Origin of the sequence: Paenibacillus sp. FSL H8-0259 (genome assembly GCF_037963255.1) — a bacterium.
GTDB lineage: Bacteria > Bacillota > Bacilli > Paenibacillales > Paenibacillaceae > Paenibacillus_AQ > Paenibacillus_AQ phytohabitans.
The window spans coordinates 4,949,272-4,968,438 of the sequence record NZ_CP150147.1 but is presented as its reverse complement, the minus strand read 5'-3'; the positions used below and the strand labels follow the sequence as shown (position 1 = coordinate 4,968,438).

The 19,167-nt window shown below is 47.3% G+C and carries 23 protein-coding genes; 20 read left to right on the top strand and 3 right to left on the bottom strand.

The window, feature by feature from the left end; genetic code table 11:
• Positions 1-87 precede the first annotated feature (87 nt).
• Both NSU01_RS21415 and NSU01_RS21410 read left to right on the top strand, forming a co-directional pair.
• On the top strand, positions 88-1,209 hold the full coding sequence (locus NSU01_RS21415) for a PTS transporter subunit EIIC (protein ID WP_042138295.1): 1,122 nt from the start codon (positions 88-90) through the stop codon (positions 1,207-1,209).
• Between the two features lie 98 nt (positions 1,210-1,307).
• A complete protein-coding gene (locus tag NSU01_RS21410; RefSeq protein ID WP_076243225.1) occupies positions 1,308-1,805 on the top strand; it encodes a YcxB family protein in 498 nt (165 codons plus the stop codon).
• A gap of 80 nt (positions 1,806-1,885) precedes the next feature.
• On the opposite strand, the gene NSU01_RS21405 is transcribed toward NSU01_RS21410, so the two are convergent.
• On the bottom strand, positions 1,886-2,257 hold the full coding sequence (locus NSU01_RS21405; RefSeq protein ID WP_076243224.1) for an iron chaperone: 372 nt from the start codon (positions 2,255-2,257) through the stop codon (positions 1,886-1,888).
• 374 nt (positions 2,258-2,631) lie between these two features.
• On the opposite strand from NSU01_RS21405, the gene NSU01_RS21400 reads away from it, so the two are divergent.
• The 8 genes from NSU01_RS21400 to NSU01_RS21365 all read left to right on the top strand — a co-directional run bounded on the left by NSU01_RS21400 (position 2,632) and on the right by NSU01_RS21365 (position 7,688).
• The gene (locus NSU01_RS21400) at positions 2,632-2,928 is read left to right on the top strand and encodes a hypothetical protein (protein WP_144026025.1); all 297 of its coding nucleotides are present in this window, start codon (positions 2,632-2,634) and stop codon (positions 2,926-2,928) included.
• A complete protein-coding gene (locus NSU01_RS21395; RefSeq protein ID WP_042138290.1) occupies positions 2,919-3,383 on the top strand; it encodes a GNAT family N-acetyltransferase in 465 nt (154 codons plus the stop codon). Before NSU01_RS21400 ends, NSU01_RS21395 begins: the two co-directional genes overlap by 10 nt.
• A 46-nt stretch (positions 3,384-3,429) precedes the next feature.
• Positions 3,430-3,822, top strand: a complete 393-nt coding sequence (locus tag NSU01_RS21390; protein WP_042138287.1) for a VOC family protein — start codon at positions 3,430-3,432, stop codon at positions 3,820-3,822.
• Between the two features lie 66 nt (positions 3,823-3,888).
• Positions 3,889-4,521 (top strand): pyridoxamine 5'-phosphate oxidase family protein, encoded by a 633-nt coding sequence (locus NSU01_RS21385; RefSeq protein ID WP_042138286.1) that lies wholly within the window; start codon positions 3,889-3,891, stop codon positions 4,519-4,521.
• A 21-nt stretch (positions 4,522-4,542) separates the two neighbouring features.
• Positions 4,543-5,166, top strand: a complete 624-nt coding sequence (locus NSU01_RS21380; RefSeq protein ID WP_076243222.1) for a class I SAM-dependent methyltransferase — start codon at positions 4,543-4,545, stop codon at positions 5,164-5,166.
• Positions 5,167-5,176: 10 nt separating this feature from the next.
• Positions 5,177-5,800: an HAD family hydrolase gene (locus tag NSU01_RS21375; protein ID WP_076243221.1), complete on the top strand. Its 624-nt coding sequence runs from the start codon at positions 5,177-5,179 to the stop codon at positions 5,798-5,800.
• A 311-nt stretch (positions 5,801-6,111) separates the two neighbouring features.
• Positions 6,112-6,897, top strand: a complete 786-nt coding sequence (locus tag NSU01_RS21370; protein WP_256703792.1) for a hypothetical protein — start codon at positions 6,112-6,114, stop codon at positions 6,895-6,897.
• 422 nt (positions 6,898-7,319) lie between these two features.
• Positions 7,320-7,688 carry a MerR family transcriptional regulator gene (locus tag NSU01_RS21365; RefSeq protein WP_052421926.1) on the top strand — a complete coding sequence of 123 codons (369 nt, stop codon included), beginning with the start codon at positions 7,320-7,322 and terminating at the stop codon, positions 7,686-7,688.
• Between the two features lie 64 nt (positions 7,689-7,752).
• Here the strand turns inward: NSU01_RS21365 and NSU01_RS21360 are convergent, their stop codons facing one another.
• A complete protein-coding gene (locus NSU01_RS21360; RefSeq protein WP_076243220.1) occupies positions 7,753-8,244 on the bottom strand; it encodes a GNAT family N-acetyltransferase in 492 nt (163 codons plus the stop codon).
• A gap of 164 nt (positions 8,245-8,408) precedes the next feature.
• On the opposite strand from NSU01_RS21360, the gene NSU01_RS21355 reads away from it, so the two are divergent.
• The 4 genes from NSU01_RS21355 to NSU01_RS21340 all read left to right on the top strand — a co-directional run bounded on the left by NSU01_RS21355 (position 8,409) and on the right by NSU01_RS21340 (position 11,381).
• A complete protein-coding gene (locus NSU01_RS21355; RefSeq protein ID WP_042138278.1) occupies positions 8,409-8,795 on the top strand; it encodes a hypothetical protein in 387 nt (128 codons plus the stop codon).
• A gap of 24 nt (positions 8,796-8,819) precedes the next feature.
• The gene (locus tag NSU01_RS21350) at positions 8,820-9,833 is read left to right on the top strand and encodes a phosphotransferase (RefSeq protein WP_042138276.1); all 1,014 of its coding nucleotides are present in this window, start codon (positions 8,820-8,822) and stop codon (positions 9,831-9,833) included.
• Positions 9,834-9,874: 41 nt separating this feature from the next.
• Positions 9,875-10,792, top strand: coding sequence for a hypothetical protein (locus NSU01_RS21345; RefSeq protein ID WP_042138275.1), 918 nt, complete (start codon positions 9,875-9,877; stop codon positions 10,790-10,792).
• Positions 10,793-11,021: 229 nt separating this feature from the next.
• Positions 11,022-11,381 carry a hypothetical protein gene (locus NSU01_RS21340; RefSeq protein WP_042138272.1) on the top strand — a complete coding sequence of 120 codons (360 nt, stop codon included), beginning with the start codon at positions 11,022-11,024 and terminating at the stop codon, positions 11,379-11,381.
• 87 nt (positions 11,382-11,468) lie between these two features.
• Here the strand turns inward: NSU01_RS21340 and NSU01_RS21335 are convergent, their stop codons facing one another.
• Entirely contained in the window at positions 11,469-11,855 is a 387-nt protein-coding gene (locus tag NSU01_RS21335) for a helix-turn-helix domain-containing protein (RefSeq protein WP_042138270.1), read from the bottom strand.
• 128 nt (positions 11,856-11,983) lie between these two features.
• On the opposite strand from NSU01_RS21335, the gene NSU01_RS21330 reads away from it, so the two are divergent.
• The 6 genes from NSU01_RS21330 to NSU01_RS21305 all read left to right on the top strand — a co-directional run bounded on the left by NSU01_RS21330 (position 11,984) and on the right by NSU01_RS21305 (position 19,079).
• Positions 11,984-13,093: a Gfo/Idh/MocA family oxidoreductase gene (locus NSU01_RS21330; RefSeq protein WP_052421924.1), complete on the top strand. Its 1,110-nt coding sequence runs from the start codon at positions 11,984-11,986 to the stop codon at positions 13,091-13,093.
• A gap of 127 nt (positions 13,094-13,220) precedes the next feature.
• A complete protein-coding gene (locus NSU01_RS21325) occupies positions 13,221-14,378 on the top strand; it encodes a copper amine oxidase N-terminal domain-containing protein (protein ID WP_042138268.1) in 1,158 nt (385 codons plus the stop codon).
• Between the two features lie 374 nt (positions 14,379-14,752).
• Positions 14,753-15,640 (top strand): N-acetylmuramic acid 6-phosphate etherase, encoded by an 888-nt coding sequence (gene murQ, locus NSU01_RS21320; protein WP_042138263.1) that lies wholly within the window; start codon positions 14,753-14,755, stop codon positions 15,638-15,640.
• A 26-nt stretch (positions 15,641-15,666) separates the two neighbouring features.
• On the top strand, positions 15,667-17,085 hold the full coding sequence (locus NSU01_RS21315) for a PTS transporter subunit EIIC (protein WP_042138260.1): 1,419 nt from the start codon (positions 15,667-15,669) through the stop codon (positions 17,083-17,085).
• Positions 17,086-17,113: 28 nt separating this feature from the next.
• Positions 17,114-18,166, top strand: coding sequence for a MupG family TIM beta-alpha barrel fold protein (locus NSU01_RS21310; protein WP_076243219.1), 1,053 nt, complete (start codon positions 17,114-17,116; stop codon positions 18,164-18,166).
• Between the two features lie 61 nt (positions 18,167-18,227).
• Entirely contained in the window at positions 18,228-19,079 is an 852-nt protein-coding gene (locus tag NSU01_RS21305; RefSeq protein WP_083705411.1) for a MurR/RpiR family transcriptional regulator, read from the top strand.
• The last annotated feature ends 88 nt before the right edge of the window (positions 19,080-19,167 follow it).

The window sequence follows — 19,167 nt, the reverse complement described above, 5'->3', positions numbered from 1 at the left end:
TGACCCGTAAGAGGACAGCTTTGAACAAAGTGCCCCTTCTTACGGGTCATTTATGTCAAGATGTTAGTATAGGTTCAGGAGGAACATATGGAAGAGAAACATGAGGAAATACCTGTGAAGCAAGTCAGGGGAAGTATAGTCAATATCATCATTGACGGCATTTCCGGAATCTTTCTTCCAATCGTTAATATTCTGAGTGCGGCAGGCATTATGAAGGGTTTACTCGCCGGCGCCGCTGCACTGGAGATCATCAGCAAGACAGAAGGCACGTATACGGTGCTCAATGCGATGGCGGACAGTCTGTTCTACTACCTTCCGCTGCTGCTTGCCTTTACAGCCGCCCGCAAATTCGGGGCTAACCCCTTTACTGCCGTTGTGATTGCCGGGGTGCTGTTGTACCCGAGCCTGACCACGCTGTTTGACAACCAGGAAATCATACATTTTCTCGGGATGAGTATTACTCCCGTTAACTATCCTTCGAGCGCCATTCCGATCATCCTTGCGGTAGGCCTCTTAGTGTATGTAGAACGATTTTGCGTTAAAATATTGCCTGAGGTCATCCGGGAGTTTTTCACACCGTTGATCTCGATTGTGACGGTGTCCGCCGTGACACTGCTGGTGTTCGGTCCAATTGGCTCACTTGCCGGAGACATGCTTGCTGAAGGATACCGCTCTGTATACAACCTCAGTTCGGTAGGGGCGGGAATGGTGCTTGGCGCGATTATTCAACCGATGGTTATCTTCGGATTGCACTGGAGTCTGGTACCGCTGGCAATCAACAATATCAGCGTACATGGCTCGGATACCATCCTCGCGCTGATGGGACCAGCCGCCTTCGCGCAGGCAGGAGCGGCGCTCGCCGTGTTCATCAAAGCCAAGGACAAGAAGTTCAAAACCTTATGCTTGTCCGCGTCCATTTCGGCCTTGTTCGGAGTGACCGAGCCCGCGATGTTCGGTGTGAACCTGCCCTTGCGCAAGCCGATGGTCATTGTCTGCTGCGCGGGAGCGATCGGGGGCGGAATGGTCGGCCTATCCGGCTCGTCGGCGATTTCTTTCGCTTTTCCGGGCTTGGCGACTTTACCCGCTTATCTGGGGGACGGATTCGTCGGCTTCCTGCTCGCCTGCATGACTGGATTTCTGATCGCGCTGGCTGCTACGCTGTTCGTGAAGCTGGGACCGGTGCCGGCGGTGGAGCCTAGCTCCAAGTAGATTGCAGAAGGCACCAAGCTATTTTATCCGCTATGGGTTTCGTGTAATGAATGCTATACTACTAGAGGTTATTAAGTGAACAGATAAAGGGTGACAAGATGGAGAAAATCAGCTTTCATTACGGAAAACATATTCAAAAGGTTGCGCGGGCACTATATTTCCATTCGTGGAAATCTATTCTCTCCATTGGGGTTCAAGCGGTGTTTGTAGCCGTTTGTATGATTCTATATGTTAAGAACGAATCGATCATACTCCTCGGGATATCGATAACACTTGTGCTTACGATCGCTATGTCGATGGTTATGCGTACCTTGCTGCTGCCAAAGATCCTGTCGGCAGATACAAGGTACAACAAGGAATTCGAATATTTGTTCGATGCAGAAGGGATCAACTTCAGCCCGGAAGTAGATCAGTCCATCATGAAATGGGGCTCCTTCACCCGGGTGTGGGAGAATAAAGGCTATTACTTATTGTTCCATGGTCAGCAGGAATACTGGTTCATTGCTAAGCAATCGTTCGAGGATACAGCACAAGAGAATAAATTCAGAGCTTATGTATCGGATCACCGCAAGATTGTCACTGGGGTTATCCTGTAAAAAATGATATGTCATACGATGGACGTGCTATCCTGCACGTCCTTTTTTCTTGGCTGATCCCGGTGTTTCATCCCTGGCTTCTATGCCCGCCAAAAAGTTGTACAGTCAGCCTTATCCGCAATGTTGTACTCGATCATTTGTCTGAGTATGGTGTAATCAACCGGGCTCGTCCATTTCATACGCACCAGCAGCTTGGTATGATCTAAGCCAGCCTGCTTAATGGCATCGGCAAAATGATCCATTCCCGCCTTCTCGGGGGCAACCGCTATATGCGCTTTGGATACACTGAAGCCGATAATATAGGTTCCGTGATCGGTGAACATCGGCTGATTCCAGGCGATTTTCGGCGTTAATTGGGGAAATTCCTGGATCACCCAAGCCAGTACCTCTTCCGTCGCAGCGCGGTGTACCGGATTATCAATTTTAGCTAAATACTCTGCAAACTCTTCCACGGCTGTCCCTCCTGATCTGTAATCACTCTCATGCCATCTATCTTATAGTTTCATACCCGGTTAGTCAAAAAAATGAATACACAAATTAAGGGATTCGCCTATTCCGTCAAAGAATGTTACGACAGAGTGCTGCATACCATCTTTTACCTGTATTATAATAAGAATCCAATAGATTTTTATTATGAACGTAGTGGGGGAAGTGAATTGAAATGATGATCACACATCAAGGCAAACGTCCTGCTGAAATTGGGGTGACGATAAGCTTTACTTTACTGATATTATCCTGGCTATACTTATTAATAATATATAATAGAACTAACCGATTTGATCTTTTCTTGTTCTATTTACTCATCGTAATATCAGGTGGAATTATCATGGGGATATTAATTTATCGCTTGTTGACATGTCGCAGAGTGTTCGTCATTGAGATTAAACCTGAAGCCCTTCAGATCAAGAATATTGAGATAGAAGCGGGCAAGGTTAAGAAGATTTTTATCAAAGGATACTTTAAGCCCGTAATCGCGGTTAAGCCCAAAGCTAATTTGCTGGTGCCGTACAAGTACTGTTTCTGTTTCTCTGACAAGGAAGATCAGGGGATAAAGGACCTGAAGGAATGGGCAGAACAGCATCAGATTGAAGTGTTTCACAAACGGTTTACGCGATGGCTGTAGTTATTAGACCATTAACACAGCTTCAAGCTGAAGATATTGCATACCATTGGCATTATGCAGGTGAATATTCTTTTTATGATATGGATGCAGACGAGGATGATTTAATCGAATTCCTGGACCCGGCCGGACGTGGGGATCATACATACGCTGTATCGCAAGACGATGAGTTTATAGGGTATTTTACTGTTCAGCCGGTTGAGGGTAACATTTGTGATATAGGTTTAGGCATGAGACCCGATCTAACCGGGCGTGGCGCAGGGCAAGCTTTCCTGAAGTCAGTGCTGCATTATGTTACTGTGAATTTCCATCCTGAACGGATAACGCTGGCTGTAGCAACCTTTAATGCGAGGGCTATCAAAGTGTATTTAAAAGCCGGATTTACCGCAGCAGATACCTACATGCAGAATACAAACGGAAGCACTTACGAGTTTATGAGCATGGTATACAAGTGCTAAAATCATCTGAAGAGGTAACTCTTTAAAACATAAAGGAGGCACCGCAATGAAAGTAACCGGATTTAGCCATATGACACTCAATGTTCGCGACCTGCAGACGTCCCTTGATTTCTATCATGGCATTCTCGGTATGACCTTAAGACACCGAGGCAGAACGGATGCTTATCTGGAGTGGGGAAGTGCCTGGGTCTGCCTTGTTGAACGTGCGGGTACTGAGGACCACGCAGAAGGATTTGCCGGGATGGATCATGTGGCTTTTTATATCGCAGAGAACGATTTCAATGAAGCTGTGGGCATCCTGAAGCAAAGTAATGTAACCATTGTAAGAGGCCCGATACAGCGTGGAGTAGGCTGGTCCGTTAATTTCTTGGATCCGGATGGAATCCAGCTAGAACTGCATACTTCTACCCTCGATGAGCGGATGAAGATCTGGCGCTGAGAAACGTTTCGGGTATATGATTATAGAATATATTTATAGAAGCCAAACCAGAATCGAGGACGCTAGATGAATAATCCTTTTACAGAAATTCTGACTTCAGAAGCTGAGCTTAGAGAACTCCTGGGCTATCCCAGTGAGGTGGTGAAGCGTAAATCGATCCATCATCTGGATCATAATTGCCGCAATTTAATCGCTATGTCACCGCTCTTATTCCTGTCCACCGCAGATGAACACGGCTCTTGCGATGTCTCTCCACGCGGGGATGCACCCGGATCGGTAGTGGTGCTGGATGACGGTCATTTGGTGATTCCGGAGCGGCCGGGCAACCGCAGATTTGATTCCTTGCTAAATATCATCGCTAATCCCAATGTAGGACTAATCTTTATCATCCCGGGGCTTGAAGAGACCCTGCGGATTAACGGGCAAGCTTACGTGATCAGAGATGAGCATATTCTGGATAGGATGAAGGCCCGGGATAAACGGCCAACCCTGGGAATTGGTGTGAAGGTGGAGGAGTGCTATATGCATTGTGCCAAGGCTTTTAAAAGATCGCAGCTATGGGACAGCGGATCCTGGCCTGCCGAAAACTCGCTTCCGTCTGCTCCGGCGATTATCGCGGATCATGTGAATTCTGCCGAGTTTACTGTGGAAGTAGTCCGGCAAGGCATACAGGAGAGCTACGAGAAACGACTCTATTAATGAATGGGGTGACCGGCGCAGATGGATAAGCAGAAGCTGATCCGTATTTTTGATAAACAGGCCACAGACTATGCCCGCAAAAGAGAAGATCCCAAACAGCAACGCTGGCGCCGGAATCTTATAGGTCATGCCGAGGGGGATGTGCTTGAGCTGGCAGTGGGGGCGGGGGCTAACTTCCCTTACTATTCCCGGGAGGTCAAGATTACTGCAGCGGATTTCAGTAGTGCAATGCTTGAGAAAGCACGGCAGGCAGCACAGCATTACCACGTGAACGCCAATTTTGTATGTGCAGATATGGAAGAAATGAGCTTCCCCGGGCAATCCTTCGATACTATTGTTTCTACGTTATCCTGTTGCAGCTATCAGAATCCCCTGGAGATGCTGAAGAAGATGAACCGCTGGTGTAAGCCGGACGGAACCATCCTGCTGATGGAGCATGGGATCAGTTCTAACTTCGTGGTGTCAACGCTGCAACGGGCACTGAATCCGCTGCTGTACCGGGTCTATGGATGCCATCACACCCGGGATATTATTGGACTGGTCCGGGAGTCCGGGATGCAGATCAGCAGGGTTGAGAGCTACTCGCTGAATATGATTCATCTGATCTGGGCCCGGCCGCAGCCGCAACTACGAACTGAACGTTAGGAGAAGTGGAATGGACAGCATTATTTTTGATCTGGATGGCACGTTGTGGGATTCTTCGGATGTAGTAGTGGTGGGATGGAATAGTGTGCTCAGCAATTACCAAGGCGTTGTGAACGGAGTAACCAAGGAAGATTTACAGGGAATCATGGGTCTGCAGGTAGATGAGGCTGGCCGGAAGCTGTTCCCGAATATCGATGAGGACACCCGGCAGAGAATTCTCAGAGAATGCTGTGAAGTAGAGTGTCTTAGTCTGGCGAAGCAAGGCGGAAGGCTGTATGAAGGGCTGGAAGAAGTACTCAGGGCGTTATCGGCAAAATATAAGCTGTTCATCGTGAGCAACTGCCAGGCGGGGTATAGTGAAGCTTTTTATGAATACCATCAGCTGCAGAAGTATTTCATAGACTACGAGAATCCGGGCAGAACGGGGCTATCCAAGGGTGAGAACATTAAGCTGGTGATGGAGCGGAATCACTTAAGCATTCCTGTCTATGTGGGCGATACGGAGGGAGATAGGAGGGCGGCGGGGATTACCGGGATTCCTTTTGTGTACGCAAGTTACGGATTTGGCGAAGTGAGCAGCTATGATTATGTGATTGATCGTCTGGATGGGTTATTGGGGTTGTTTGATGAATAGTATAGGCTGGGCGAAAACACATCGGCAGTAGGATACATTTTATTAAGCACTATAGACAAATTAAGCGCTATAAACAAAATTGTTGTACGTTTTGCAACTTTGATGCTTAGATACCCGGGTACTAGGGAAGATTGTTGTATGAAATACAACAATAATTCTGCTAAGCTGCTTGGAAGAAGAGAAATCCTGCCTTTTGTACAACAATTTTGATTTTGGGCCGATTAAATCAGGATAATGTTGTATTATGTGCAGGATTTCAATAGGTGATCTTACGTTCAGCCTACATAAATCCATGGGATGATGAACAAGCTATGGATGAGGTGGTCCATATGCCATTATTAAGCAAAGGCTCAGCAATAATCTTATCCCTGTTACTCGCGCTTGCTACATCCCCCATAACTATTAATGCTCAAAATTTACCAACGTCTGGGGTCGGTAATCCCGAAGAGACCGCTAAACAAATGGAACAGCTGAAATTTCGCCTGAAGCAGCTGGAGCCGCGCGAACCCGTTACCATTATGAACTCGCCAGAGGAAGCAGCGGCTGCGGCTCACCAGCCTACAGATACAATATCCATTTCCAGAGTAATACATGAAGGCACGAGGATTCCTTTCTTTATTATAAAGAATGACCCTCTCTATCAGAGACCTGTGTACGAAAAGCACTGGCATAGCACCTATAGTGGAGGAAGATGGAGTTACATGCCTACGCGGATACAATACGCACTCCACCGGTTATTTACAACCTACGACATTGGTCTATCCAGCCAATACGATTTCCAGCAAAATGTAGGCATTCAATTCCCGCTGTTCCAGAACAAAACGGATCTGGATCTGTATATCATTGCTTTTCAAACGGAGATTACAGCTGTGTATACCAAAGGCAATCAGGTAGTTGTCACAGGTACCCCCAAACATGGTGGCGTTCAAGTCGCAACTATCAAAACAGGTGATCTGCATCCCTCTGATCTCAAGAAGGCATTGCTCATTCAGTTATCCACTCGGCAAGGTGATGAATTGGATTATTCATACATCGGCTACGCACAGCCGGATTTCTGGTCACAGCAAATACGGAAGCGAAAAGAGCGTGAAGAGTAAGAGGAGTGTAACATAGCAAGCGCCGGGAAGCGGGAGTATCCGCAGGTACCGGCGCTTGCTTTTTTATAGGAGGGTATAACTGAAATATAAACATAGCGAGAGTACACAGCGGACAAGCACATGAAGCAGATGGATATGCCCCTGAAGCACGTATCCGTTGCGAAGTGCGCAGCAAAGTAACACGATTAGCCCAAACGGTAGAAAAAGCGAAAGAAACGGTGTACAGAGCAGCGCTAATGAACCAAGAAGGTTAGCCGCTGTCAGTGATAGTTGAAGGTTCCGGCGGTTGATGATAGCGGCGGCACCCATGAGTAGTGCGTACAATACAATTAGGAGATAGATCATTCTTGTTCCTCCTTGCAGTGGGATATAATACGAGTTAATCACATGGGGTTAACCCCATGGCAAGGGGGCGGAGGAAAATGCAGATTGGAGCGTTTGTCAGAGAGATGGGGACAACGGCAGATACCGTGCGCTACTACATGGAGCTGTCTTTGCTGGCACCGGAGCTGAAGGGGAAGCGTTATTCTTTTGGAGAGAAGGAAGTCCGGGATTTCCAGGCCATCGCACAGCTGAAGCAGTGGGGCTTTGCGGTGAAGGAGATTCAATGTCTGTTCGGACATAAGGCGCAATCCGGCTGCGGGACAGCAGAGGTGCTCCGCTTCGCCCGTGACATGCTGCAGGAACGTGTGCATGCCATTGACAGCAGTATTACGGAGCTGGGCAGGCAGCGGGAAGGGGTTCTGGTGAATCTGGCTGAGGTGGAGGCGGTGCTGGGGCGGGTGGAATAATAGTGCAACTCATGCTCATAGCTTGCGGATTGCCGGGAGAGATTTAGAAGATATCCGCTCCTCATTAATCACTCCACTTCCCCCGCATCAAACTCATACACACCTGGGATTCCTCATCAACGCTTCTGCAGGGTTCACACACCTCAAATCCAAACTTGTGCACACTGGCTATTGATGCAGCATTGTGTGGATGGGTCAGGATATAAATGCAATCCACGTTAAGATGCTCGAAGCAGAGCTTGATGAGTACAGGCAAGGCTTCGGACATATACCCCTGTCTCCAATACTCTTTCCAGATATCATAGCCGATCTCGACTTGTTGAAGCTCACGATCCCAGTAATGATAGCCGCAGGTCCCGATGAATGCATCCGTTTCAATATCGAACATGCCGTAACGGTGATGGCCTTTTCCCTCTGGGTTGGCATAATGTTCAATGATTTCTAAGGCTTCTTCATAGCTACAGGGCGGTTCGCTGAAAAGTTTGCACATCTCCGGGTCTGAGAATTGTCTATACACTACCTCAATGTCCTCTACCTTCAGCAAGCGGAAGTGCAAACGTTTTGTATTAAAAGGTTCTGATAATTTCAGAATTTTCGCCCCTCTTCAAAAATAACTATATACATACATTTATTATTATGTTTTGTGGCATTAAAGTTGTCTATGATAATCTTGGCTATTATATGGACCGGACATTACTCATCGGAAGCGAGGAAAGAGGCATGCTCTTATTCAGCTCAGCAATAGTATTTTCCGCGTTGATTTGTATCATCATTCTTTTTCAGGCTGCGTTGGCTCTTGGTATGCCGTGGGGAGAATTCGCGATGGGTGGAAAGTTCCCAGGGAAGCTTCCAGCGCCAATGCGTGCCGCTTGCCTGGTCCAGATTACGGTTTTGGCATTCCTGGCGCTGATTGTGCTGAGCAAGTCGGAGATTATACTTCCTGGGTGGCTTGGATTTGCAGCTGCGGCCATTTGGTTTGTTGTTGGTTTTTCAGTGCTTGCTTCGATCCTGAATATCATTACACGGAGTATGTGGGAGAGAAGAATTTGGGCACCGGTCAGTGTGATGATGCTTATTACTAGTTTAATAGTTGCTACTGCAGTCTAACTAAGTCACCGGAGGGTTACACAAATGGAAAATGCTATTAAGGACATATTTGAACAGAAAGATATTATGCGTATTGCCGCAAACCGCTATGGAATCAACCCTGATGAGTTAACTTACATAGGCGGGTTTCAGAACTTCGTGTACGAATACCAGCGGAGCGGTGGAATGTATATTCTAAGAATTACTCCAGGAATCCATCGTACTGCAGAGCAGGTTAGGGCAGAGCTGGACTGGATTATGTATTTGACCCGCAACGGAATTTCGGCATCGGGCCCGATTCTTTCTACTAATGGTAACTTGACTGAAGCTATTGAGACGGTGGAGATGTGTTTTACAGCTGTCTGCTTTGACAAAGCCAATGGCAACAGGATCGGTTATCCCGAATGCCTGAACGATAACGCAACCTATGAGGAGCTGGGCCGGATTACAGGGAAGATGCATGCGCTTGCCAAGCGGTATGACAATCAGGATGCTACTGTGCGGCGGCATGACTGGAATCTTAATTATTATCTGCAAAATATAGATATCCTGCCCCCCTCGCACCATCGCGTAAGAGAGACGTATTACAGCATCATCGATACTCTCCAAGAGTTACCCAAGGACAGAGAGGTTTACGGACTTATCCATGGGGATATGGGTTTCGGGAATTTCCATGTGAGTGATCAAGGCAAGATCACGTTATTCGATTTCGATGAGGCGCAGTACAGCTGGTTTGTAGAGGATATCGCCATTCAGCTATATTATCTGGTCTATGTATACGGCGGAGAAGAGGGCCGGGACAACCGTGAGGAACAGGCACTTCGGTTTATGGATCATTTCATGAAGGGGTACAGCCGGGAGAACACCTTGGAGCAGTATTGGCTGGAGCAAATCCCTGTATTCCTCAAGCTTAGAGAGCTGATTGTTTACATCGGGGCATACCGGAATTTCGACGGTGACGAAACATTCAGTTCATCAGATAATGAATGGTTCAAGGACTGGATCAGCGAAAGCAGAGAGAGGCTTGAGCATAACGAACCTATTGTTAATGTGTGGTAAAATGATAGTTATATCTCAGGATCTCTGAAAGGTGTGTGTTCATGAGACAAACTATATTTACGAAAAGCATAGCAGCCGCACTCGGCTCAGCAATGCTATTGACGGGTGCCGGTATTACCGTCTTTGGTGCCTTCCCTCAATATACAGAGGCAGCGGCGGTGAAGCCTACGGAAGCCTTCAGCTTATTTGAGCAAAGAGTGAAGAATCCTTCCACGCTCAGTCTGGCCCAGGCGACCTTAGTTAACCGTATTAGTCAAATGACGCAGGCAGAGGCCAATCTGGCCGTTTTGTATCTGGAAAATGCTTTGAAAGCTTATCTGCCCACAGCCACCAAACGCATGAATACACCTGCCATTCAAAAAGATATCAAAAGCATATACACCTACGGCATGACCATGGTGCTGGCGCGCTCCAAGGTGAAGCAGTACGATTCCCGCGTGGTACTGCAGGACTTGACGGCCATGGACTATAAGCTGGGAACGGACGGCGGCCGGTTTATTCCGCTCATTCAGTACAAGAGCTTCAAAGTATTCAAGCCGTACATCAGCAAAGATCTGCAGGCTTACATTGATCTGATGGCAGCAGAGTCGGAGCAGCCGTCTGTGATTAACGGGACTTTACAGGTGGACTGGTACCAAGTCGTGGAACGGGCAGTGCAATATGAAGCCTTTGTACAGACTTACAAGAACTCTAACCGTAATGCGGCGATGAAAAAAGCTTTTGAAGTATCCAAAAGGTATGTGTTCTACGGAACCCCCAATACCCCGTTGTTCGACCAGAAGACACAGGTCATCAAGGAAGAAGCAGTTATCGCTTATGAGAATACACTTTCCGAAGCCGGTCCAGAGCAGACCGATGGCAGCAGGCTGCTGACACAGCTTGGTGATTTCCTGTTGCTACTTGAGAAGAACGGCGATAAGAAAACGCAGGCGGTGATTGATTTTCTGGAAGCTATGTGAAGTGAGCGGTAAAATAATCATGATCAATTTACGGATTTATAGAAAAACCGGGCTGTTACCGTCGCAGCTCCGGTTTTTTTGTATGTATTTTTGGCTGATAAGACCCACAATGCATAGTATCCAATAGGCCGGAAGCGTCATTAATCACAGAAAAGGAAAACGATTACAATTATAATGTAAGCGTTATCTAAATGCTGTTTACATTATTACGCAAAGGGAGGAAGAAGACTTGAGTTTGCACAAGGTTTCCTTTAACATGCTTGTAATTATGGGTTTTAGCATTCAGTACGCATTAATGCATCTTTTTTCTGCAGGCGAGGTCATTGCGATATCATCGGCTGAGCTTATTATTTATATGGTGTTCACTTTTGCCGGGCTGGGCCGGTTCTTTCAACGCAGAAGACAGGTGCTGAACGAGCATGGCTGCGGGTCTGCCGGACTTTTTTTCAGCGTGTTATGGACCGTTTCGCTCTGTTCTCAGTTCCGGAAAGAGAACTACCCGGACGCACTGACAATCATTAATTCACTGGGCGTGTCTGCTGCCGGGCTAATTCTGATTACCGAAATTGTTATCTTATTTAAGGCTTGAGATACATAAAGTTATTTGTACTGGAGCAGTGCGGTCTGCCGGATGAAGGAGCTTCTGTCATTTTAGATGACAGAGGCTTTTTTTGATTTATTCAATCCCCGTGCGGGTGTCCCGGTTTACTGTATTAACAAACCGTTTGCCCCATTCACAAAGCGGATCAAGAACCATCCTAATTGACCGTCCGCTATCCGTCAGCTCATACACCACTTTAGGAGGCACTTCCGAGAATACGGTCCGGAGAATAAGCCCGTCTGCTTCAAGCTCCTTTAACTGCTGGGTAAGCATTTTTTGGGTGACGGGTGACAGCGTGCGAAGCATCTCTCCATTGCGCATGCTTCCTTGCTCGGCCAGCAGGCAGAGAATCGCTGTCTTCCACTTGCCGCCGATCCGCTCCAGGGTGGCTTCGGTAGGGTTCTGGTACTTTGTATTGCCGGGTATAGCGTTAGCATTCCCCTCGTTCGGCTCATATGTCATAATCATCGATCTCCTTCAACGTACCCGATTGGTAACTATATTACGAATAAGTGCGTACTTTTTTGTTTTGATTATAACGGTTATATTCAATCGTGTCAGTACAACGCTAAATGTGGAGGTAACAATATATGGCTATGGGGACAAGAGAATCATGGGGAGCAGGAATCGTCGGAGCAGGCGGATGGGGTGGATTGGCTCACATTCCCGCACTTGCAGCGCTTGAGAATTATGAGGTGAAGGCAGTGACCGGCACGCGTGCAGAAAGCGCACAGGCGGCAGCTGAGCTCCACGGCATTGGCTCTTATTATACAAGTACATCAGAGATGGCAGGGCAGCCTGGAATTGATGTTGTAGTGGTAGCTGTGAAAGTGCCCGAACATGATTTGCTGCTCCGCGAAGCCTTGGATGCCGGTAAGCATGTATACAGTGAGTGGCCGCTGGCCCGGACTACTGCGGAGGCGGAAGCGCTGCTGGAACTTGCGGAAGAACGGGGAGTGAAGCATGTGACGGGCCTACAGGCCCGGGCCAATCCAACTGTCTGCTATATCAGGGACTTGCTCGCTGAAGGTGCTGTTGGCCGAATATTGGCTGTGAATACAATAGTTACCCTGCCTGTATTTCCAACCTCGAACGGAACAGTGGACCAGGCGCATGTCTATCTGCTGGATGAAGCTAACGGGGCAGATCAACTGACGATCGGGGCAGCGCATGTGCTTGATGCGATTGAATATATGGTCGCACCGTTTGTAGAGGTGTCCGGTAGGCTGGATACGCAATACCCTGAAGTTCACGTAGTGGAGACTGGTGCATCAGTGGCCGCAACTGCACCGGATCACGTGCTTGTTAACGGCAAGCTGGCACAGAATGCACTAATTTCGGCCCAAGTCGTTAATGGCGGTGCCCCCGGATTTACGCTGCGGATCATCGGAACCGGGGGTGAACTGGTCATCACCCCACGGGATCAGCTGATGTTTCAGATGGACCGGCTGAAGCTTCAGCTCGTCCGAACTTCCGGTGAGACAGAGATACTGGAAACACCAGAAATGTATACCTCACTGGTACGGCATCTGCCTCCCGGTCCCGGGTACAATGTGGCTCATCTCTATGCCCGACTGGCGCAGCGGCTTGACGGGGAAGAGGTGGAATTGCCCGATTTCACCCAGGCGGTCCGCGTGCATCGTCTGATGGATGCGATCCGTAAGGCAAGCGCTTCGGGTGTCCGTCAAGAAGTGAGATAACTAATACTTACTGCCCGTCCCGCTTTCCTGACTTTTCTCAATTCACCATTTAATTTTTGTATTCTATCCGCTATATGCTATGATTTGAGATATGGTATTTTCTGAGAAAGGAAGGGGCGGGCTCTTTATGATTACTTTCAAAAAAATTCTGCAGATCATTGGTCTTAGTGTTCTTGTAACAGGTGTTGTTCATCCCCCCGTTATGGAAGCAGCAGCTACTAGTACAGCACAGACCGCGAAATTACCGGCTATCCGTATCTATTTGAACAACTCGCAGATCACCTCTTCAGCAGGAGGAGCCACCCTAATGAATGGAACGGTAATGCTCTCGCTGGACATGCTCTATGTCAGGGGGGCAACGGTCAGTTATGATGAACATTCCAAAATGATCACCATCGGGAATCTGTTCACGAAGGGCAGTATGAAGATCGGGAGCCGTATTGCAACGGTGAACGGGAAGCAAAACACGTATTCCGCAGCCTTCCAGCAGGTGAATAAGCAGCTCTACATCCCTCTGCGGTTCGTGAATGATGCTATTGGCGGCTCGCTGAAATGGAATGCGGACAGCCGTGAAGCGCTCATTAGCTATCCTGAATTTGTCGGCGACGGCCAGGCCAGTAAAGACGCGTATTTCTTAAACGGGGTGGACGGCACTTTATATAAGCGGGATGCAGCCGGAGTGGTTCACTCTATGGGCGCCTCTACAGCCAAGCTTGAACCTTATTATATTGCGGGAACACAGCTGACATCGGTGAAGATTTCAGAAGATGCGGATTTGGTGACCATTCAGAATTCCAGCGGTGAACCTTCGGTCAACCTGACGGTATACAATCTGTTTGTCAAAAAAGGGGCCATCCTGCGCCAGTCTACAGCGCATTATTGGCAGTTCTCTCCTGAGGACTTGAAGACGTATGCCGGGAACGCCGTTATGAATGACGGTCATATTGTCCGGTTAATTGCCCCGGATGCAACGGTCCTGCAAACCTGGAACGTTTCGAAGCTGGCAGGTACCCCGGATCAAACCTACGCCATTGAAGCCATAGGCGAGAATTATCTGGTTGCCCGCTCTTCACAAGAAGGCCTGCTGACGTTAATTGATACCGGAGCTAACCGGGCGATCCTTCTCTACAAAGAGTTCGGAATTAACCCTATGGATATGCCGGGATTCAAATATGATGGGATTAAATTCATTGACAGTGGCGATGATAAATCAGAATTGCGATTTGAATTTACGAGCAGCAAGAAAGACAGCAAGACTTATACGTACCGGTTGGGTGGTTTGTAATTGGGTTGGTCCATGGTTTGTTGAATGTATAAAAGTAAGAAACTTCTCCTTTGATTTGAAATGGTTGGGTAGTGCCTCCATTTTACACAGGAGCGGTTTCTTTTTTTGTGCTTTTAAAAGATTGAAGATTCGCTTTCCGCTTAAACAGTCCGTTCGCGGAGCGTCCACTCAAGTGCACACGTTGATCTTACTCAAAAAATGAAGGCCTCCCTGATGCCAATAGTAGCTTTTGGGGCAGGCTCTTTTTTGCGTACCCAATCTCTTTTTGATATTTAATTTCAATTAAACAAAATTAATGTTGAAATAATATTTCAGTAATGCTATTCTTCACTTAGAGAGCGATTTCATAAACAGAAAAGGATGATGAGGAAATCATGTTAGAGCATTTGACAACAGAGACCCGCAATAAGAAAACAATGAACCTGGATGAATTAACTCCTCTTGAACTTCTGGAAGTGATGAATGAAGAAGATCACAAGGTCGCACAAGCGGTTAAACAAGAGATTCCGCAAATTGCCAAAGCAGTAGAAGTGATTACCATGGCGATCAAACAAGGCGGACGCTTAATTTATATGGGGGCTGGAACAAGCGGACGTATCGGCTTACTGGATGCTGTTGAATGTCCGCCAACCTTTGGAACAACGCCAGAGGAGGTCATCGGGCTAATTGCCGGGGGAGAGAGGGCGTTTATCAAGGCGGTCGAAGGTGCAGAGGACAACGAACAATTAGGGGTGCAGGATTTACAGGATATTAAGCTGACAGCCAAAGATGTTGTCGTCGGAATTGCCGCCAGCGGACGCACTCCATATGTTATCGGCGGATTAGAATATGCCAATTCTATAGGTACACCAACTGTAGCCGTAAGCTGCAACAAGGATTCAGCGATTGGTAAAATAGCCAGGATTGCGATAGAAGTCGTAAACGGGCCGGAAGTTTTGACCGGGTCAACACGTTTAAAGGCCGGTAGTTCGCAGAAATTAATCTGCAATATGCTGTCTACAGCTTCGATGATCGGTACGGGCAAAGTGTATGGAAATCTTATGGTGGATGTACAGCTAACCAATGAAAAGCTTGTAGAACGTGCTAAACGGATTGTTATGGATGCGACAGATTGTGATGCTGAAACAGCAGAGAGTTATTTGAAGCAGGCAGATCAGAAACCGAAAATTGCTATTGTGATGATTCTTGCGGGGCTAACTAAAGAGGAAGCTGTGCAACGGCTCGAAGAATCACAAGGCTTCGTCCGTCAGGCGATTCAATAATACGATAAGAAGAAAGGGGCACAAACATGAGTAAATATCATGATTTAGCGGTCAAAATACTAGGGGCGATCGGTGGCCGTTCCAATGTATCCTCATATACCCATTGCATGACCCGTCTTCGTGTAACTGTTGTGGACCGCAGCCGGATCGCTGAAGCAGAGTTGAAGCAAATCGACGGGGTTCTGGGTGTAGTGGATGATGATACGTATCAAGTCATTCTCGGACCTGGGGTCGTGACCAAGGTAGCAGAAGAGTTCGGTATCGTGCTTGAAGAAAGTGCTTCAGCGGGCGAAAGTACAATTTCGGCTGAACAATTACAGGCCAAAGGCGCACAAATGAAGGCGCAGCTTAAAAAGAAGAATGATACTCCATTCAAAAACTTTTTACGGAAGATCGGGAATATTTTCATTCCGCTTATCCCTGCGTTCGTTGGAGCCGGATTAATTGCGGGTATTGGCTCAATTCTAGCTAACAATATTACAGCGGGCAACTTAGACACTGCAACCTGGCAGCAGTATGTAACGATCTTAAATGTTATCAAAAACGCAATTTTCAGTTACCTGGTGATTTATGTCGGTATTAATGCAGCTAAAGAATTTGGAGCTACTCCTGCGCTTGGTGGCGTGATCGGCGGGGTGACGCTCTTAACAGGGGTTACAGCTGACCTGCCCATTTTTAATATATTTACGGGTGCACCCTTAACGGCAGGGCAAGGTGGGGTTATCGGCGTTCTAATCGCCGTATGGATTCTATCCATCGTGGAGAAATATTTGCGTAAAGTGATTCCGGATGCCGTTGATATTATTGTTACGCCTACAATAGCTTTACTAGTCGTGGGTCTGATTACGATATTTTTCATTATGCCATTCGCCGGATTTATTTCCACCAATTTAATCGGAGCTATCAACTGGACGCTAGAGGTTGGCGGTGCATTCTCAGGCTTCGTATTAGGAGCAGCGTTCCTTCCGCTTGTTATGTTAGGACTGCATCAGGTATTGACGCCGATTCACATTGAGATGATCAATGATTCAGGGATGACGCTGTTGCTTCCGATGCTGGCTATGGCTGGTGCGGGTCAGGTTGGGGCTTCCATTGCATTATGGATTCGCTGCAAGAAGAATAAATCATTAACGAACATGATTAAAGGCGCACTTCCGGTAGGTATTCTGGGAATCGGCGAGCCCTTAATTTACGGGGTTACCTTACCACTGGGCCGGCCGTTTATTACAGCTTGTATTGGCGGAGGGATTGGCGGTGCGGTCATTGGCTTATTCGGCAACGTTGGAGCGATTGCCATTGGGCCTTCCGGGGTTGCGTTAATTCCCTTGATTGCCAATGGATTATGGCTGAAATACGTCATAGGCTTAATTGCAGCTTACGCTGGCGGATTTATTGCCACTTATCTCTTCGGCACACCCAAAGAGGCTATGGCAGAACAGGATTAACTTGAACTGAAATAATGAGGTGATTCCAGTGCTCGGAATTTCAATTTTTGTGGCGGACCGCACGTTAGAAGATAATGTCAAGTATATGGAACAAATGAAGGCTGCAGGCTGTACGGAAATATTCACATCCCTTCATATGCCGGAGGATGACATCGGACAATTGAAGGAGAAATTGCTGGAGATCGCCAACGCTGCCCGGCGGTTAGGAATGGACCTGATGGCGGATATTTCCGGAAAAGCATTGGAGAAATTTTCATTTCCCTTTCTATTAGAAGCTGGTGTTACAGGTTTGCGGATGGATTTTGGTTTTAGCGCCGATGAAATTGCAGCCTACTCACAACATCTGAAAATCGCCTTAAACGCCAGCACCTTAACACCAGAATTTTTAACTGCCTTACAAGAGCATCGTATTTGTCTTGAGAATACCCAGGCCTGGCATAATTATTATCCCCGCCCGGAGACAGGTCTGGATAAAGAAGCATTTATAGCGAAGAACAGATGGCTGCAGGCGGAAGGCATTACGACAATGGCCTTTATTCCGGGAGACGGGCTGAAGCGAAAACCGTTATTTCAAAGCTTGCCTACCTTAGAGAAGCACAGGAATCAATCTTCTTTTCTAGCTTATCTGGAATTAGAGAAGGATTGTGCGGTGGACAAAATTTTCGTTGGCGATTTAACCCTTTCAGAAGGGTCTCAGGTTCAATTTCAGCGGTATGAAGAAGGGATTATTCCTTTGCGGGTAATCAAAGAATTGCCTTATGCCCTATGGGATACGGTTCACCGGAACCGCCTTGACGCTGCCCGTGATGTAGTTCGCTCAGAAACTGCACGGACAGATCAGGAACGTTTTGTAATGACCCGCAGTATTGCGCCTATGCATACGAACAAGCGGCCTAGAGGAACGGTTACCGTCGATAATTATTTGTATGGCCGCTATGAACATGAGCTGCAGATTACATTAACGGACCTGCCGGCACATGAAGGCGTGAATGTGATTGGTCATGTGATAGAAGAGGATCTTCCTCTACTAGATTACGTCAGACAAGGTGGAAGGCGCTTTAGCTTCACAGCTGCTACTTAATGATTAATCCCCTCTATTTTGTTACAATAAGGAGAATAGCCTGAGGAGAGGAGTTTAGAACTTGGCAGCAGGAAGCATGATTTCCCAAATTGAACTGGTATTGAATGAACTGCCGGAATCAGAAAAAAAAGTAGCTGAGTTCATTCTTGCCAATGCAAAAGAAGTGATGCATATGACCATACATGAGTTAGCAGCCAAAGCGGAGGCAAGCAGTGCGGCGGTTGTCCGTTTTTGCCGGTCAGTGGGTATCGAGGGTTTCCCCGCTCTGAAGATCCGTTTATCCGCTGAAGTAGAGAACACGAATTATGTGGGCTACTTTGATGTTGAATCGAATGAAACCGTGCATTCTATCATTGATAAAATGCTGTCAAATACCATATTGACCTTTCAGAATACGGCCAGCCAGCTGGACGCGCAATCCATTGAGCAGGCTGTGCGCCTGTTACAACAGGCAGAGGTTATTTATGTGTATGGGATTGGCGCCTCTTTTATCATTGCAGAGGATGCAGCACAGAAATGGCTTAGGCTCGGCAAAAATGTATATGCGATTTCAGACCGTCATTTATTGGCAGCAGCCATGGCTACGAAATCAGAAAACGCCGTCTTCTGGGGGATTTCGTATAGCGGTGAGACGAGAGAGGTCATTCAATTAACGAAACGGGCCAAGGAGCAGGGGATCAAAACGATCAGTCTCACCCGCCCCGGAAATAACAAGCTTGCCCAGCTCGCGGATGTCTCTTTATTTACATCACGCGCGCCGGAAGCTAAGCTCCGCAGTGCGGCAACTAGCTCGAGATTCGCCCAGTTATTTGTACTCGATATTGTCTTTAGCGTATATGCCTCTGCCCAGCATGATTTAACGGTGGAGCAGCTGGCGAAGACAAGGCAGATGATTGAAGTCTTGTATGATTAATGTTGAACCTCTCTATAGAAACTCCTGCTAATCTATTAGCGGGAGTTTTTTAGTGCGCCTGCAGCAGGGTACATTATTTTCAATATTC

What these genes read in the sequence shown, in the direction of transcription:
- NSU01_RS21330 (WP_052421924.1), top strand. Translation starts at nt 11,984, where the DNA reads ATGGCTATGGGGACAAGAGAATCATGGGGAGCAGGAATCGTCGGAGCA.
- NSU01_RS21390 (WP_042138287.1), top strand. Translation starts at nt 3,430, where the DNA reads ATGAAAGTAACCGGATTTAGCCATATGACACTCAATGTTCGCGACCTG.
- NSU01_RS21365 (WP_052421926.1), top strand. Translation starts at nt 7,320, where the DNA reads ATGCAGATTGGAGCGTTTGTCAGAGAGATGGGGACAACGGCAGATACC.
- NSU01_RS21380 (WP_076243222.1), top strand. Translation starts at nt 4,543, where the DNA reads ATGGATAAGCAGAAGCTGATCCGTATTTTTGATAAACAGGCCACAGAC.
- NSU01_RS21370 (WP_256703792.1), top strand. Translation starts at nt 6,112, where the DNA reads ATGGATGAGGTGGTCCATATGCCATTATTAAGCAAAGGCTCAGCAATA.
- NSU01_RS21410 (WP_076243225.1), top strand. Translation starts at nt 1,308, where the DNA reads ATGGAGAAAATCAGCTTTCATTACGGAAAACATATTCAAAAGGTTGCG.
- NSU01_RS21375 (WP_076243221.1), top strand. Translation starts at nt 5,177, where the DNA reads ATGGACAGCATTATTTTTGATCTGGATGGCACGTTGTGGGATTCTTCG.
- NSU01_RS21325 (WP_042138268.1), top strand. Translation starts at nt 13,221, where the DNA reads ATGATTACTTTCAAAAAAATTCTGCAGATCATTGGTCTTAGTGTTCTT.
- NSU01_RS21345 (WP_042138275.1), top strand. Translation starts at nt 9,875, where the DNA reads ATGAGACAAACTATATTTACGAAAAGCATAGCAGCCGCACTCGGCTCA.
- NSU01_RS21335 (WP_042138270.1), bottom strand. Translation starts at nt 11,855, where the DNA reads ATGACATATGAGCCGAACGAGGGGAATGCTAACGCTATACCCGGCAAT.
- NSU01_RS21395 (WP_042138290.1), top strand. Translation starts at nt 2,919, where the DNA reads ATGGCTGTAGTTATTAGACCATTAACACAGCTTCAAGCTGAAGATATT.
- NSU01_RS21355 (WP_042138278.1), top strand. Translation starts at nt 8,409, where the DNA reads ATGCTCTTATTCAGCTCAGCAATAGTATTTTCCGCGTTGATTTGTATC.
- NSU01_RS21385 (WP_042138286.1), top strand. Translation starts at nt 3,889, where the DNA reads ATGAATAATCCTTTTACAGAAATTCTGACTTCAGAAGCTGAGCTTAGA.
- murQ (WP_042138263.1), top strand. Translation starts at nt 14,753, where the DNA reads ATGTTAGAGCATTTGACAACAGAGACCCGCAATAAGAAAACAATGAAC.
- NSU01_RS21350 (WP_042138276.1), top strand. Translation starts at nt 8,820, where the DNA reads ATGGAAAATGCTATTAAGGACATATTTGAACAGAAAGATATTATGCGT.
- NSU01_RS21315 (WP_042138260.1), top strand. Translation starts at nt 15,667, where the DNA reads ATGAGTAAATATCATGATTTAGCGGTCAAAATACTAGGGGCGATCGGT.
- NSU01_RS21415 (WP_042138295.1), top strand. Translation starts at nt 88, where the DNA reads ATGGAAGAGAAACATGAGGAAATACCTGTGAAGCAAGTCAGGGGAAGT.
- NSU01_RS21400 (WP_144026025.1), top strand. Translation starts at nt 2,632, where the DNA reads ATGGGGATATTAATTTATCGCTTGTTGACATGTCGCAGAGTGTTCGTC.